The organism is Kineococcus vitellinus (assembly GCF_009906315.1).
Taxonomy (GTDB): Bacteria; Actinomycetota; Actinomycetes; order Actinomycetales; family Kineococcaceae; genus Kineococcus; species Kineococcus vitellinus.
Genome location: NZ_JAAALL010000095.1, coordinates 1 through 14,239, shown reverse-complemented (window position 1 = coordinate 14,239; position 14,239 = coordinate 1). Strand labels below are relative to the sequence as shown.

Here is a 14,239-nt window from a genome sequence, read left to right as displayed (position 1 = left end):
GTGCGCGAGCCGCGGGGGACCGGGACCGCGGGGGCGGGGGTGGACGTCGTCGAGGCCGCCCTCGCCGCGGCCACGGCGGCGGCGACGTCGAGCATCCCGGTGCCGTAGCCGGCGCCCCAGGACGGCTGCGGCGCGGCCGTCGTGCGCAGCCAGCCCTCGACCTGCGCGACGCTCGCGGCCGGGGCCGCCGCGCGCACCAGGGCGGCGGCGGCCGCGACCTGCGGGGCGGAGAAGGACGTGCCCGCCACGGCGTAGTACGGGTAGCCGCCGGAGGTCGCCGGGTTCCCGGCGGGGATCCGCTCGCCGGGGGCGCTGAGGTCGACGGCCGGGTTGTGCTGCGCCCAGGCGGCGGCCGTCCCGGTGCTCGTGGACGCCGACACCGAGACCACGCCCGGGTAGGAGGCCGGGTACTCCACGGGGTTGCCCTGGTCGCCGGAGTTGCCCGCCGAGGCGACGACGACGACGCCCCTGCCGATCGCGTAGGCGACGGCGTCGGCGGTGACCTGGTTGTACTCGTCGCCGCCGAGGGAGAGGTTGATGACGTCGGCGCCGCGCTCGACGGCCGCGAGGATGCCGTTGACGACCCAGTTGCTCGCGCAGCCCTCGGGCGCGCACACCCGGACGGCGAGGACGTCGACGGCCGGGGCGACGCCGGCCGCGCCGACGCCGTTCTGGTAGGCGCCGGCGACGACGGTGCTCACCTGGGTGCCGTGGGTGCCGACGTCGGTGCCGCTGGCGAAGTTCGGGCCGACGGTGACGCGGCCGGCGAGGTCCGGCTGGGTGGGGTCGACCCCGGAGTCCAGGACGGCGACGGTGACGCCGGCGCCCGTGCCCGACGGCCACGCGCCGTAGGCGTCGACGCTCTGCAGGTGGTAGGCCCGCCCGATGTACGGGTCGGCGGCCGCCAGCAGCGTGCGCCCGCGCAGCGGTGCCGCGGCCGTCGGCGCGAGCGCGTAGGTGGTGCGCGGCTGGGCGGAGGAGACGGCCGGGTCGGCCTCCAGGGCGTCGGCCAGGCGCTGCGCGGCGGCGGGACCGGCGGCCGTGCGGGTGGTCAGCCGCGGGACGCCGTCCACCCAGCGCAGCGCGTCGACGGCCACGGGGCTGGTGCTGGTGCTGGTGGTGCCGGTGCCGGTGCCGGTGGTGGTGCCGGGAGGCACCTCCACGGCCTGCGCGGAGGCCGGGCAGGTCAGGGCGAGCGCGAGCAGGCCGGCGCCGAGGACGGCGGGACGGCGGGTGGGGCTGGGCACGGACGCTCCCTGGGGGTCGGGTACCCGCGGAGCATCGGCGGCGGGTCCCTCCAGCTTGACGCCCGGTCCACCGGACGGCCCACCCCGCCGGCGTCGCGCCGCGCGCCGGCCGCCGGGGAGCGGGGGCGCGCCCCGCGGACGGAGTGCGGGAAGCCCTTGCCGAGCCGGCCCCGGTCGGTCTACCGTGCTCGCACGCGACGCGCTCGATGCGCATCGACGAAGCGCATCGACGGACATCCCTCAGCGAGGAGGCGGTGTGGCCCGGGTACCGACGAGCAAGGACGTGGCGCGGGTCGCCGGCGTCTCGCAGAGCACGGTCTCCTACGTGATGAGCGGCAAGCGGCCCATCTCGGAGCGCACCCGCCGCCTCGTCGAGGACGCCATGGAGCAGCTGCTCTACCAGCCGCACGCGGGCGCGCGCGCCCTCGCCAGCCAGCGCACCAACATCATCGCGGTCGTGCACCCGGTGCTCGCGGGGCTCGGGGTGGGCGGCATCCTGCCGTTCATCGACGAGATCGCGGCCGGTGCCCGGGCCCGCGACCACGACGTGCTGCTCGTGACCGCCGACGAGGGCTCGGCGGGGCTGCGCCGGGTCTCGGGGCGGGCGCTGTGCGACGCGATGGTCGTCATGGAGGTGAAGTCCCGCGACGAGCGGGCCGCGGTGGCCCCCTCGCTCGCGCAGCCGGTGCTGTTCATCGGCCTGCCCGAGGAGGCGCTGGCGCAGGGCAGCCCGGTGCACTGCATCGACTTCGACTTCGAGGGAGGGGCGCGGCTGCTCGTGCGCGAGCTCGTCGCCTCGGCCTCGCAGGAGGTCGTGGTCGTCGGCTGGGGCCCCGAGGTCGTGGAGCGGGACGTGAACTACGTCCCGCGCTTCCGCCGGGCCGCCGAGGCGGAGGCCGCGGCGGCCGGTGCGCCGCTGCGGTGGCTGGAGGTCTCGCGCGACTCCGCCTCGATCCGCGCGGCCCTGGACGAGGTCGGCGTGGACGGCCCCGGCCGGTCGCTGCCGGGCCTGCTGCTGGCCGACAACGTCGGGGAGACGGTGAGCGCGCTGCTGGGCCGCGGCGTGCGCCCCGGCCGCGACCTCGACGTCGTCGCCCTGTGCACCGACGCGGAGGCGGAGGCGATGCCGGTCCCGGTCACCGCCGTCTCCCAGCAGCCCCGGGACGTGTCCCGGCACGCCGTCGAGTGGCTCTTCCGGCTGCTCGACGACCCGTCGGCACCGGGCGAGGTCCGCCTGGTGCCGGCGACCCTGGCGCGGCGCCAGTCCGTGCGACCGGCGCCCTGAACCCCCGCGGCACCACCACCCGGTGGTCCGCGACCCGTCGTCGATACGCATCGACGATCCAGCGCCCACGAGGTCGTGGGCTCGAGGAGAGGAACGACACATGGCTCGACGTGGAACCACGGGGCGTGCTCGCGGCGCGATCGCGGCGCTGGCCGCGCTGCCCCTCGTGCTGGGCGCCTGCGGCGGCGGCAGCGGCGGGGGCTCGGCCGAGGCGAGCGCGGACACGCTGCGCGTCCTCGACTACTACAACTCCGACCCCAACGCCACGCTGTGGAACACCGCCATCGAGGCGTGCGGCGAGCAGATCGGCATGAAGATCGACCGCGAGGCGGTCCCCGGCGAGACGCTCATCCAGAAGGTGCTGCAGCAGAGCTCCTCCAAGACGCTGCCGGACGTCCTCATGCTCGACAACCCCGACGTGCAGCAGATCGCCGAGTCCGGGGCGCTGGCACCGCTGGACGACCTCGGCATCGACTCCAGCGGCGTCGCCGAGGGCGTCCTGAAGGCCTCGACGTACGAGGGGAAGCTGTACGCCCTGCAGCCGGTCACCAACACGATCGCGCTGTTCTACAACAAGAAGGTCCTCGAGGCGGCCGGCGTGACCCCGCCCACCACCTGGGACGAGCTCAAGGCCGCCGCCGCCACGCTCACCGTGGGCGACCAGTACGGGTTCGCGATGTCGAACATCAACACCTACGAGGGCACCTGGCAGTTCCTGCCCTTCATGTGGTCCAACGGCGGCAGCGAGACGGACATCGACACCCCCGAGACCGCGGCGGCCCTGCAGCTGGTCAAGGACCTCCTCGACGCCGGCTCGCTGTCGCAGTCCACGGTCACCTGGTCGCAGGCCGACGTCGCCGACCAGTTCGCGGCCGGCAACGCGGCCATGATGGTCAACGGGCCCTGGAACTTCGGCACCCTCGACGTCGTCGAGGGCCTGGAGTACGGCATCGTGCCCATCCCCGCGCCCACCGCCGGCGGGACCGTCGTCTCGCCGTTCGGCGGCGAGGCGTGGGCCGTCCCGCAGACCGGTGACGAGGAGAAGCAGAAGAAGGCCGCCGAGCTCGTGCAGTGCCTGAACTCCGACGAGAACGAGGTCACCATCTCGCTGGGCACCGGCACGGTGCCGACCAAGCCCGAGCTCGCGGGCCAGGTGACCTCGAAGAACCCCAACCTGCAGGCCTTCGCCGACCAGGTCCCCGACCTGCGGGCCCGCACCGGTGAGCTGGGCCCGGAGTGGCCGGACGCCGCGACGAAGATCTACACGGCCGTCCAGAACGCGCTCGTCGGCGGCATGACCCCGCAGGACGCCCTGGCGCAGGCGCAGAATGGGTGAGCTCGTCACCCCGGGTCGCCCCGGAACCCTCTCCACTCCGCCGGCGGTCCCGCCGGCGGAGCGGGGCGGGTCCCACAAGCTGCGGACGCGGCTGGTGGAGGTGGCGTTCATCGTGCCGGCGGTCGTGTACCTGCTGCTGTTCTTCGGCTACCCCGTGGTCAAGAACATCGTCATGGGCTTCCAGGAGTACACGACCAAGACGTTCTTCACGGGTGAGGCCCCGTGGGTCGGGCTGGCCAACTACCGCACCGTCGTCGGGGACGCCATCTTCGACCGGTCGGTGCTCAACACGCTGCTGTTCACGGCCGGCTCGATCGCCGGGCAGTTCGCCCTCGGGCTGGCGATCGCGCTGTTCTTCCACAAGCGGTTCGCGCTCTCGGGCGTCCTGCGCTCGCTGATCCTGCTGCCGTGGCTCATCCCCATGATCGCCGGCACGGCGGTGTGGCGGTGGATCCTGGACGCCGACAACGGCGCGCTCAACCGGATCCTGTCGGCCGTCCCGGGCCTGGACCTCAGCCCGAACTGGCTCACCAGCACGTCGCTGGCGCTCGTCGCGGTCATCGGGGTGAACATCTGGCTGGGCATCCCGTTCAACATGACCATCCTCTACGGCGGCCTGCAGGAGATCCCCGAGGAGCTCTACGAGGCAGGCGCCCTCGACGGCGCCACCGGGTGGCGGGCCTTCCGGCACATCACCTGGCCGCTGCTGCGCCCGGTCGTCACCGTCGTCCTGGTCCTCGGCGTCGTCTACACGCTGAAGGTCCTCGACGTCATCCTCGGGCTCACCAACGGCGGCCCCGCGAACTCCACCCAGACCATCTCGACGTTCTCCTACGACATGTCGTTCCGGCAGTTCGACTTCGGCGCCGGCGCGGCGCTGGGCAACATCCTCATCGTCATCTCCCTCGTCTTCGCCGTGGTCTACCTGCGGCTGAACCGCCGGGCGGTCGACGAGTGAGCGGCACCGAGAGGAGCGAGAAGTGAGCGCAGCCGTCCCGACCCCCACCCCCGTCCTGGACGGGGACACCGCTCCGGCGCGGGTGCGGACGGAGGGCAGGGCCCCGCGCCGGCCCCTCCACACCGTCGTCGGCATCCTCATCCTGGCGTTCATGCTGTTCCCGCTGTACTGGATGGTCAACGTCTCGCTGCAGCCGGCCGGCAACGCCGTGGCCACGCCGTGGCTGCCGTTCGACTTCACCCTGCGCGGGTACACCACCGCCATCGCCGAGCAGGGCGGCAACCTCGTCACGAGCCTGGTCGTCAGCCTCGGCTCGGTCGTCTTCAGCCTGCTCGTGGCGACCCCGGCCGCCTACGCCATGGCCCACTTCAAATTCGGGCGCTGGTCGACGGTCGTCCTGTTCGCCATCCTCATCACGCAGATGGTGCCGGGCATCGTCGTGGCCAACGCGCTCTACAGCGCCTACACCGACCTCGGCCTGCTGAACACCACGATCGGGCTCGTCCTGGCCGACTCCGCCGCCGGCGTCCCGTTCTCGATCATCCTCATGCGCGCCTTCATGGGCGGCATCCCGGCCTCGATCATCGAGGCCGCCTACGTCGACGGCGCCGGGCACGTCCGGGCCTTCTTCTCCATCGTGCTGCCCATGAGCCGCAACGCCCTCATCACCGCGGGGCTGTTCACCTTCCTGTTCGCCTGGGGCGACTTCCTGTTCGCCCTGACCCTGACGACCACCGCGGACCTGCGCCCGATCACCCTGGGCCTCTACACCTACGTCGGGAGCTTCGTCAGCGACTGGTCGCCCATCATGGCCACGGCCGTCCTGTCCTCCCTGCCCGCCATCGCCCTGCTCGTCCTGGCCCAGCGCTACGTCGCAGCGGGCGTCACGGGCGGGGCCGTCAAGTCCTGAGATGCGAGGAGCACCACCCATGACCGCACCGATCCGCGTCACCGTCTGGGGCGAGAACCGCCACGAGAAGCTCGAGCCGGAGGTCGCCGCGCGCTACCCCGACGGCATGCACGGCGCCGTCGCCGCCGGCATCGAGGAGAACCTCGGCGAGGGCGTCGTGGTGCGCACCGCCACCCTCGACGACCCCGAGCACGGGCTGACCGAGGAGGTCCTGCGCGCCACCGACGTCCTCACCTGGTGGGGGCACGCCGCCCACGGGGAGGTCTCCGACGAGGTCGTCGAGCGCGTCCACCGCCACGTCCTGGCCGGCATGGGCCTCATCGTCCTGCACTCGGGGCACTGGTCGAAGGTCTTCACCAAGCTCATGGGCACCTCCTGCACGCTGCGCTGGCGCTCCGAGCACGACCGCGAGCTGGTGTGGACCGTCGACCCCACCCACCCCATCGCGCAGGGGATCCCGCACCCGATGGTCATCGACGAGGACGAGATGTACGGGGAGTTCTTCGACATCCCCGCCCCCGACGAGGTCGTCTTCATCTCCTCCTTCTCCGGCGGGGAGGTGTTCCGCTCCGGCATCACCTTCAAGCGCGGGTACGGCAAGGTCTTCTACTTCCGCCCCGGCGACCAGGACTTCCCGACCTACTTCCACACCGGCGTGCGCAGGGTCATCTCCAACGCCGTCCAGTGGGCCCTGACCGTCCGCCCCGAGCGCACCGACCCGGTGCTGCTGCGCTACGACACCGAGGACTTCTACAACGGCCACGGCTACGGCGGCGCGCTCAGCGACGAGGCGCGCGCCGCGCAGGGGGCGGCGCAGTGAGGCTCCTGCTCGTCGGCGCCGGCGGCATGGGCAAGGCCTGGTTGCGCACCGTCCTGGACGAGCCCGGCACCGAGCTCGCCGGCATCGTGGACCTCGACCTCGACGTGGCCCGCCGGGCCGCCGCCGAGGCCGGCGTCCCCGACACCCCGGTCGGCCGGGACGCGGTGGAGCTGGCGGCGCGGACCGGCGCGCAGGCCGTCGTCAACGTGACGGTCCCCCGGGCCCACCACCCCGTGACGACCGCGGCGCTGTTCGCCGGCCTGCCCGTGCTGGGGGAGAAGCCCGTCGCCGAGAACGTCGCGCAGGCGCTGTCGCTGGCCGCGGCCGCCGAGGCCAGCGGGCAGCTGTTCGTCGTCAGCCAGTCCCGGCGCTACAACCCGCACGTCTTCGCCTTCCGGGAGCAGGCGAGGGCGCTCGGCGAGCTGGGCACGCTGTCCACGGAGTTCTACAAGGCGCCGCGCTTCGGCGGGTTCCGCGAGGAGATGGAGCACGTCCTGCTGGTGGACATGGCCATCCACCCCTTCGACACCGCGCGGTTCCTGCTCGACGCCGAGCCGGTGTCGGTGTACTGCGAGGAGTACAACCCCTCGTGGTCCTGGTACGCCCACGACGCCGCCGCGGCGGCCGTCTTCGAGATGACCGGCGGGCTGCGCTACGTCTACCACGGCAGCTGGTGCGCACCCGGGGCCGAGACGTCGTGGAACGGCTCCTGGCGGCTGTCCGCCGCGAGCGGCAGCGCGACGTGGAACGGCGACGACGCGCCCGTCCTGGACGCCGAGGGCGTCGTGGCCGCCCCCTCGGAGGACCCCGGCGACGGCATCGCCGGCTCGCTGGCGGCCTTCGTGCGGGCGCTGGGCGGTGGGCCGGTCCCCACGGGGGAGGTGCACGAGAACGTCCTCAGCCTCGTCATGGTCGAGGCGGCCGTGGAGTCGGCCGAGACGGGCGCGCGGGTGCGGGTGGACGACGTCCTCGAGCGGGCCCACGCCCGCGCGCTGGCCGACGAGCGCCGCGAGGACGTGCGCGCGGTGCTGGAGGGCTGGGGCGACGTGCGCGCCGCCCTCGGCGCGCAGCGCACGCGCTGAGGTCCGGGCCGGGGTGCGGGAGCGCCCCGGCCCGGCGGGCGGTGGGCCGTCCGGGGAAACCGTCGGCGCCGCTCGCCCGGGTGGCGTAACCTCGATCACCGGTGGCCGCCCGGCCCCGGTGCGTCGTGCTGCGCCGGGACGGGAGCGGGCCGCCTGGGGGGTTTCGGGCGACGACCGGGGGGTCACGATGCCGACGACGACTGGGTACGCCGTGCGACGGCTGGACGTGGGGGAGCTCACGCCGCAGCTGCACGAGGAGTGGACCGGGCTGCACCACCGCCAGACGGGGGTGTCCAACCCCTTCTGCAGCCCCGAGTGGGTCCTGGAGTGGTACCGCGCCCACGTGCCGGACCCCGCGCAGCGCCACCTGCTGCTGGTGCGCGACGACGCCGGCGCCCTCGTCGGCGTCGCGCCCCTCTACGAGCAGGTCGTGGGCCCGCGGCGGCTGCCCGTCGGCCGGCGCCTGGTGCTCGTGGGGTACGGGCTGGCGACGCCGCTGGAACTGCCGCAGGTCCTCACCACCGACCGGCACGCGCGCGCCGTCCACCAGGCCGTCGTGCGCTGGAGCCGGGACGCCGGCGCGGACTGGGCGGAGCTGTCCCTGGCCCGCGACCAGGTGTGGTTCGAGCCCGCCTGGGTCGAGGACACCACCGCGCACTCCCCGCACCACTCCCACCGCGCCGCCCGCGCCTGCGTGGTCCTGCCGCTGGAGGGCGACTGGGAGCAGGTGCGCAGCGGCCTCAAGCGCAACCTCAAGGAGAGCCTGCGCCGCGGGCGCAACCGGCTCACCAGGAGCGGGCGGGACTGGCACGTGCGCACCCTGGAGGGCGCCGAGGTCGACGAGGAGGCCGTGCGCCGCTTCTTCGCCCTGCACTCCGCGCGCGCCGGCTTCGACGGGACCTCCTCCACGCACCCCGACGCCTACGCCGACGCGGCGCGGCGCGAGCTGCTGGTGCGGCTGCTGCCCCGGCTGGCCGGCTCCAAGGAGGCCAGCCTCGTCGAGCTCGTCGTCGACGGCGAGGTCGTCGCCGTCCAGCTCGCCCTGCACGCCCACGGCACCTCCTACGTGCACTCCTCCGGCCTGGACCCGGCCTACTGGGAGTTCTCCGCGGTGACCCTGCTGCAGGCCGAGGTCGTGCGCTCGGCCATCGCCCGCGGCGACACCGTCGTGAACTTCTCGCCCGGCCCCAACGTCGCCAAGATGCGCTGGAGCGAGCGCATGCACGTGCAGGACGACTTCGCCTACGCCACCGGCTCGCGGGCGGCGGGGCTGCGGTTCCTGGCGTTCTCCCAGCTGGCGGCCGTCAAGCAGTTCCGGCACGCGGTCGCGACGGCGCGGGCCAACAGCCCCAAGCCCGCCGCGCCCGGCGCCGGCTGAGGGGGGCCCGCACCGACCCCCGCCCCGGGACCGGGCCTGGTTCAGTACGATCCGCAGCAGGAGCCAGACCCGACGAAGAAGTCCCGGAGGTACGCCCGGATGTCCACTGAACTGCCGGAGCTCGGAGTCGCCGTCGTCGGCCACTCCTTCATGGGGGCCGTGCACTCCCACGCGTGGCGCACCGTCGACCACGTCGGCAGCCCGCGCTTCCGCACCCGCCGCCTCGTGCTGGCCGGCCGCGACGCGGGGCGCGCCCAGGCCGCCGCGGCGCAGTTCGGCTGGGAGGAGGGCGTGGACGACTGGCGCCCGCTGCTCGAGCGCGACGACGTCCACGTCGTCGACATCCTCACCCCCGGCGACAGCCACGCCGAGATCGCGATCGCGGCCCTGGAGGCCGGCAAGCACGTCATCTGCGAGAAGCCGCTGGCCAAGACGGTCGAGGAGGCGCAGCGCATGACGCAGGCCGCGCAGGCGGCCTCCGCGCGCGGCGTGCGCAGCATGGTGGCCTTCAACTACCGCAAGGTGCCCGCCATCGGGCTGGCCCGCCAGCTCGTCGAGGCCGGCCGCCTCGGCGAGGTGCGCCAGGTGCGCGCGGTCTACCTGCAGGACTGGATCGTCGACCCCGAGTTCCCGCTGACCTGGCGGCTGCAGAAGGACCGCTCCGGCGCGGGCGCGCTGGGCGACATCGGCTCGCACATCATCGACGCGGCGCAGTTCATCACCGGCCAGCGCCTGACGGGCGTGTCCGGCGCCGTGGAGACCTTCGTCAAGACCCGCCCGCTGGAGGCGGCCCGCACCGGCCAGAACACCGGCCTGGGCGCCGAGGCCTCCACCGAGCGCGGCGAGGTCACCGTCGACGACGCGGCCGTCTTCTTCGGCCGCGGCGACGGCGGTGCGCTCATGACCTTCGAGGCGACCCGCATGGCGCTGGGCCGCAAGAACGGCATGCGCATCGAGGTCAACGGCTCCAGGGGCAGCATCGCCTTCGACTTCGAGTCGATGAACGAGCTGCACTTCTTCGACGGCACGCTGCCGGACGCCGAGAACGGCTTCCGTCGCATCCTGGCCACCGAGCCGGAGCACCCGGGCGTGTCCAACTGGTGGCCGGCCGGGCACGGCCTCGGCTACGACCACCCCTTCGTGCACGAGCTGCAGGAGTTCCTCGGCGCCATCGCCGACGAGCGCGACCCCTCGCCGAGCTTCGCCGACGGCCTGCAGGTGCAGCAGGTGCTCGAAGCCGTGCAGCGCAGCGCCGACAACCAGTCCGTCTACACGAGCATCTGAGGAGCAGACCCGTGGCCGAGCCCCTGAAGACCCCGCGCCCCGTCACCCTGTTCACCGGTCAGTGGGCCGACCTGCCCTTCGAGGAGGTCTGCCGCCTCGCCTCCGAGTGGGGCTTCGACGGGCTGGAGATCGCCACCTGGGGCGACCACCTGGACTCCACCCGCGGCGCCCGCGACGACGACTACATCGCCGAGAAGAAGGCGACGCTGGAGCGCTACGGCCTGAAGGTCTGGACGATCTCCGCCCACCTGTCCGGCCAGGCCGTGTGCGACCTCATCGACGCCCGCCACCAGGACATCGTCTCCGAGGCCGTGTGGGGCGACGGCGAGCCCGAGGGCGTGCGACAGCGCGCCGCCGAGTACGTCAAGGACACCGCCCGCACCGCCGCCAGGCTCGGCGTGCAGACGGTCACCGGCTTCACCGGCTCCTCGATCTGGCACACCGTGGCGATGTTCCCCCCCACCCCCGAGGCGATGGTGGAGGCCGGCTACCAGGACTTCGCCGACCGGTGGAACCCGATCCTGGACGTCTTCGACGAGGTGGGCGTGAAGTTCGCCCACGAGGTGCACCCCTCGGAGATCGCCTACGACTACTGGACGACCAAGCGGGCGCTGGAGGTCATCGGCCACCGCCCGGCGTTCGGGCTGAACTTCGACCCCAGCCACTTCGTGTGGCAGGACCTGGACCCGGTCGGCTTCCTGCGCGACTTCGCCGACCGCATCTACCACGTGCACTGCAAGGACTCCCGCAAGCAGCTCGACGGCCGCGCCGGCCGCCTCGGCTCGCACCTGGCCTGGGCGGACTCCCGCCGCGGCTGGGACTTCACCTCCGTCGGCCACGGCGACGTGCCGTGGGAGCTGATCTTCCGCGAGCTCAACAACATCGGCTACGAGGGCCCCACGAGCGTGGAGTGGGAGGACGCCGGCGTGGACCGCCTGCGCGGCGCCCCCGACGCCCTGGCGTTCGTGCGCCGCCTCGGCGAGCTCTTCCAGCCGCCGGCCGCCGCGTTCGACGCGGCCTTCAGCTCCAAGGGCTGACGCTCAAGCACCTCCCCCGGACGGCCGATGCGAGGGGTGGTGCGCCCGGACCGGGCGCACCACCCGTCGGACGTGCTCAGGAGGTGCCGTGCCCGCCAGCGAGCCCCTGGTGCCCTGGCTCGCCGAGCCGGCGCCGCTGCGCTCGGGCACCTGGCGCCGCCGCGCGCTGTTCTGCCTGCTCGTGGCGCTCAGCACGCTGCTGGGCCGCAGCGCCCAGGCCGACGGCGCCCACCTGGCGATCGTCTGGCCCGCCTCGGCCGTGGGCCTGCTGTGGATCGCCGGGTCGCCGGGCGCCCGCGCCCGCGCCGTCGACGCCTCGCTGCTGCTGGGCGGCACCCTCGCGCTGCGCCTGCTGACCGGGATGCCGGCGGTGGAGTCGGCGACCCTGTCCGCCGCCGCCGTCGCGCAGGCCCTGTGCGGCGCGTGGGCCTACCGGTGGCTGCAGCCCGAGGGGTTCCGGCTGGCCTCGGTGGCCCACCTGCGCACCCTCGTGCTGTCCTCGCTGGCCGGGGCCGTGGGCTCCGCGCCCATCGCGCTCACCGGCTTCCTGCTGACCGACGGCGTGCCCGCGGCGCTCTCCAGCGCCCAGTGGGTGCTGCGCACCACCGTCTCCACCTTCATCGTCCTGGCCGTGGTCCTGCGCGGCGCGGAGCGGCGCCCGGGCGCACCCGGCAGCAGCGCCTCGCGCGCCGAGCGCTGGGCGCTGCTGGCGACCTCGGTGGCCGCCTACGCCGTCGCGTTCTGGGTGCTGCGCGGCTACGCGGTCACCTTCCTCGTGCTGCTCGTCGCCGTGTGGGCCGCGCTGCGGCGCACGACGACGGCCGCCACCGTGCACCTCGTGCTCGCCGCCGGCGCGGTCGTCGTGGCCACCTGGACCGGCGGCGGCCCGTGGACCGGCCTGCCGGCGGACCTGCAGGCGATGTGCGCGGAGGCCTTCATCGGCACCCTCGGCGTCCTCGTCCTCGTCCTGGCGCTCTCGCGCGACGAGAGCGCGGCCAGCGCCGCGAGCGCGGCCCGCTCCGCGGCCGCCGCCGCCGAGCAGGCGGACCTGCTCACCGCCGTCTTCGGCTCCATCTCCGACGCCGTCTGCGTCTTCGACCGCCACGGCGACTCGCTGCTGCGCAACCCGGCGGCCGAGCGCCTGGTCCTCGACCCGGGCCGGGCCAGCAGGGCGGACTGGGGCAGCACGCTGCTGTTCCGCCGGCCCGACGGGGAGCCGTTCCCGCACGACGAGCTGCCCATCGTGCGCGCGCTGGCCGGTGAGCCCGTCGAGGACGTGGACCTGCTGCTCGTCAACCGCTCCCACCCCGACGGCGTCCTGCTCAACGTCAGCGCCCACCCGCTGCCGCGCGCGCACGGGGCGGTCTGGAGCGGCGGCGTCGTCGCCGCCTTCCACGACGTCGGCGAGGTGCGGGCCGCCGCCGCCCGGGTCGCCGAGGCGCACGACCTGCTCTCCAACGTCCTCGCGGCGGCGACCCGGCACGCGATCATCGCCGTCGACCTGCGGGGGCGGATCACCGTCTTCAACGAGGGCGCCGAGCGGATGCTCGGCTGGTCCGCCGAGGAGGTGCTCGGCGGGGACGGCCTGCTCGTGCACGACCCCGAGGAGGTGGCGCACGTCGCCGCCCAGCTGGGGCTGGCGGACCCCCGCGAGCTCTTCGCCCGCACGGCCGCCGCCGGGCCCGCGACCGCGCGGATGACCTACGTGCGCCGCGACGGCAGCCGGCTGCCGGTGAGCCTGACCACCTCGCCCATGCACGACCGCGACGGGCGGCTGCTGGGCCTGATCGGCATGGCCACCGACGTCTCCGAGCTGGAGGACTCCGAGGCGCTGCTGCGCGCCGCCTTCGAGACCGCGCCCGTCGGCTTCGCGATGCTCGCGACCACGGGGGAGCAGGCCGGGCGGGTGCTGCGCGTCAACCGCTCGCTGTGCCGCTTCACCGGCCGCGCGGAGGAGGAGCTGCTCGGGGCCGCGTTCGCCGACCTGGGCCCCGCGCAGGCCCGCCCCGACGTCGCCCGGCTGTTCGCGCCGGTGCTCACCGGCGCGGTGCGCGAGCTCGTCGTCGACGTGCGGCTGCTCGCCGCGGACGGCCGCGAGCTGGTCGCGGAGGTGTCGGCGACGCTGGTGCGCCCGCACACCGGCGAGGCCACGCTGCTGTGCCTGGTCGACGACGTCACCGAGCGCCGGGCGCTGCAGTCGGAGCTGCGCCACCGCGCGCTGCACGACCCGCTGACGGGGCTGCCCAACCGCACGCTGTTCCTGGACCGCCTCGAGCACGCCGTCGCGGCCGCCGAGCGCGAGCACACCCGGGTGGGGCTGCTCTACGTCGACCTCGACGGGTTCAAGGCGGTCAACGACACCGCCGGCCACGCCGCCGGCGACGAGGTGCTCGTGCACGTCGCGCAGCTGCTGACGCGCTGCGTGCGCCCCGGCGACACCGTCGCGCGCCTGGGCGGCGACGAGTTCGCCATCGTCTGCCCGGGTGCCGCCGGCGAGGAGGACCTGGTGGCGATCGGGCAGCGGGTGATCGCCGCGCTGGCCGCGCCGGTCCCGGTGCGCGGGCACCGGGCGGTCGTGGGGGCGAGCATCGGCGTGCGCGCCTGCGACGGCAGCGCCCCGGCGGAGCGGCTGCTGCGCGAGGCCGACGAGGCGATGTACGCGGCCAAGCGCGCCGGGCGGGGCCAGGTCGTCGTGCACCGCGGGTCGCGGGGAACCGCCGGAGCCGCCGCTGCGTCCCAGGACGACGAGGTCGCGCACCCTGCGTGACGGGGTGGGCACGTTGCGTGTGGCACATCTCACAACCTCCACCAGTCCTCCGCACGGGCTGGTTGAGTGCGGCGCATGACGACGCACGTGGTCCCCCCGCTCGCGCGCCGCACTCAACCAGCCCGTGCGGAGGAC

11 protein-coding genes are annotated in these 14,239 nt (G+C 74.4%); 10 read left to right on the top strand and 1 reads right to left on the bottom strand.

Annotated features, from left to right (window positions below; genetic code table 11):
• Nucleotides 1-1,247: S8 family serine peptidase (locus GTQ99_RS26845; protein WP_166615680.1), on the bottom strand; the 1,247-nt coding region annotated here is incomplete at its 3' end.
• Between the two features lie 256 nt (nt 1,248-1,503).
• Between GTQ99_RS26845 and GTQ99_RS10500 the strand changes: the two genes are divergently transcribed.
• From GTQ99_RS10500 to GTQ99_RS10455, 10 genes are all read left to right on the top strand, one after another.
• Nucleotides 1,504-2,532 (top strand): LacI family DNA-binding transcriptional regulator, encoded by a 1,029-nt coding sequence (locus GTQ99_RS10500; protein WP_166615679.1) that lies wholly within the window; start codon nt 1,504-1,506, stop codon nt 2,530-2,532.
• Nucleotides 2,533-2,632: 100 nt separating this feature from the next.
• Nucleotides 2,633-3,868 carry a sugar ABC transporter substrate-binding protein gene (locus GTQ99_RS10495; RefSeq protein WP_166615678.1) on the top strand — a complete coding sequence of 412 codons (1,236 nt, stop codon included), beginning with the start codon at nt 2,633-2,635 and terminating at the stop codon, nt 3,866-3,868.
• Nucleotides 3,861-4,826, top strand: a complete 966-nt coding sequence (locus GTQ99_RS10490; RefSeq protein WP_420814542.1) for a carbohydrate ABC transporter permease — start codon at nt 3,861-3,863, stop codon at nt 4,824-4,826. The genes GTQ99_RS10495 and GTQ99_RS10490 overlap by 8 nt, the downstream gene beginning before the upstream one ends.
• Before the next feature lie 22 nt (nt 4,827-4,848).
• Nucleotides 4,849-5,736: a carbohydrate ABC transporter permease gene (locus GTQ99_RS10485; protein ID WP_338074895.1), complete on the top strand. Its 888-nt coding sequence runs from the start codon at nt 4,849-4,851 to the stop codon at nt 5,734-5,736.
• A 19-nt stretch (nt 5,737-5,755) separates the two neighbouring features.
• The gene (locus GTQ99_RS10480; protein WP_166615677.1) at nt 5,756-6,556 is read left to right on the top strand and encodes a ThuA domain-containing protein; all 801 of its coding nucleotides are present in this window, start codon (nt 5,756-5,758) and stop codon (nt 6,554-6,556) included.
• Nucleotides 6,553-7,638 carry a Gfo/Idh/MocA family oxidoreductase gene (locus GTQ99_RS10475; RefSeq protein ID WP_166615676.1) on the top strand — a complete coding sequence of 362 codons (1,086 nt, stop codon included), beginning with the start codon at nt 6,553-6,555 and terminating at the stop codon, nt 7,636-7,638. Before GTQ99_RS10480 ends, GTQ99_RS10475 begins: the two co-directional genes overlap by 4 nt.
• A 187-nt stretch (nt 7,639-7,825) precedes the next feature.
• Complete coding sequence (locus GTQ99_RS10470; RefSeq protein ID WP_166615675.1) at nt 7,826-9,016, top strand: GNAT family N-acetyltransferase; 1,191 nt, start codon at nt 7,826-7,828, stop codon at nt 9,014-9,016.
• A 99-nt stretch (nt 9,017-9,115) separates the two neighbouring features.
• A complete protein-coding gene (locus GTQ99_RS10465) occupies nt 9,116-10,300 on the top strand; it encodes a Gfo/Idh/MocA family protein (RefSeq protein ID WP_166615674.1) in 1,185 nt (394 codons plus the stop codon).
• Between the two features lie 11 nt (nt 10,301-10,311).
• Nucleotides 10,312-11,337: a sugar phosphate isomerase/epimerase family protein gene (locus GTQ99_RS10460; RefSeq protein WP_338074894.1), complete on the top strand. Its 1,026-nt coding sequence runs from the start codon at nt 10,312-10,314 to the stop codon at nt 11,335-11,337.
• Nucleotides 11,338-11,425: 88 nt separating this feature from the next.
• Nucleotides 11,426-14,104, top strand: a complete 2,679-nt coding sequence (locus GTQ99_RS10455; protein WP_166615673.1) for a diguanylate cyclase domain-containing protein — start codon at nt 11,426-11,428, stop codon at nt 14,102-14,104.
• Nucleotides 14,105-14,239: the final 135 nt, after the last annotated feature.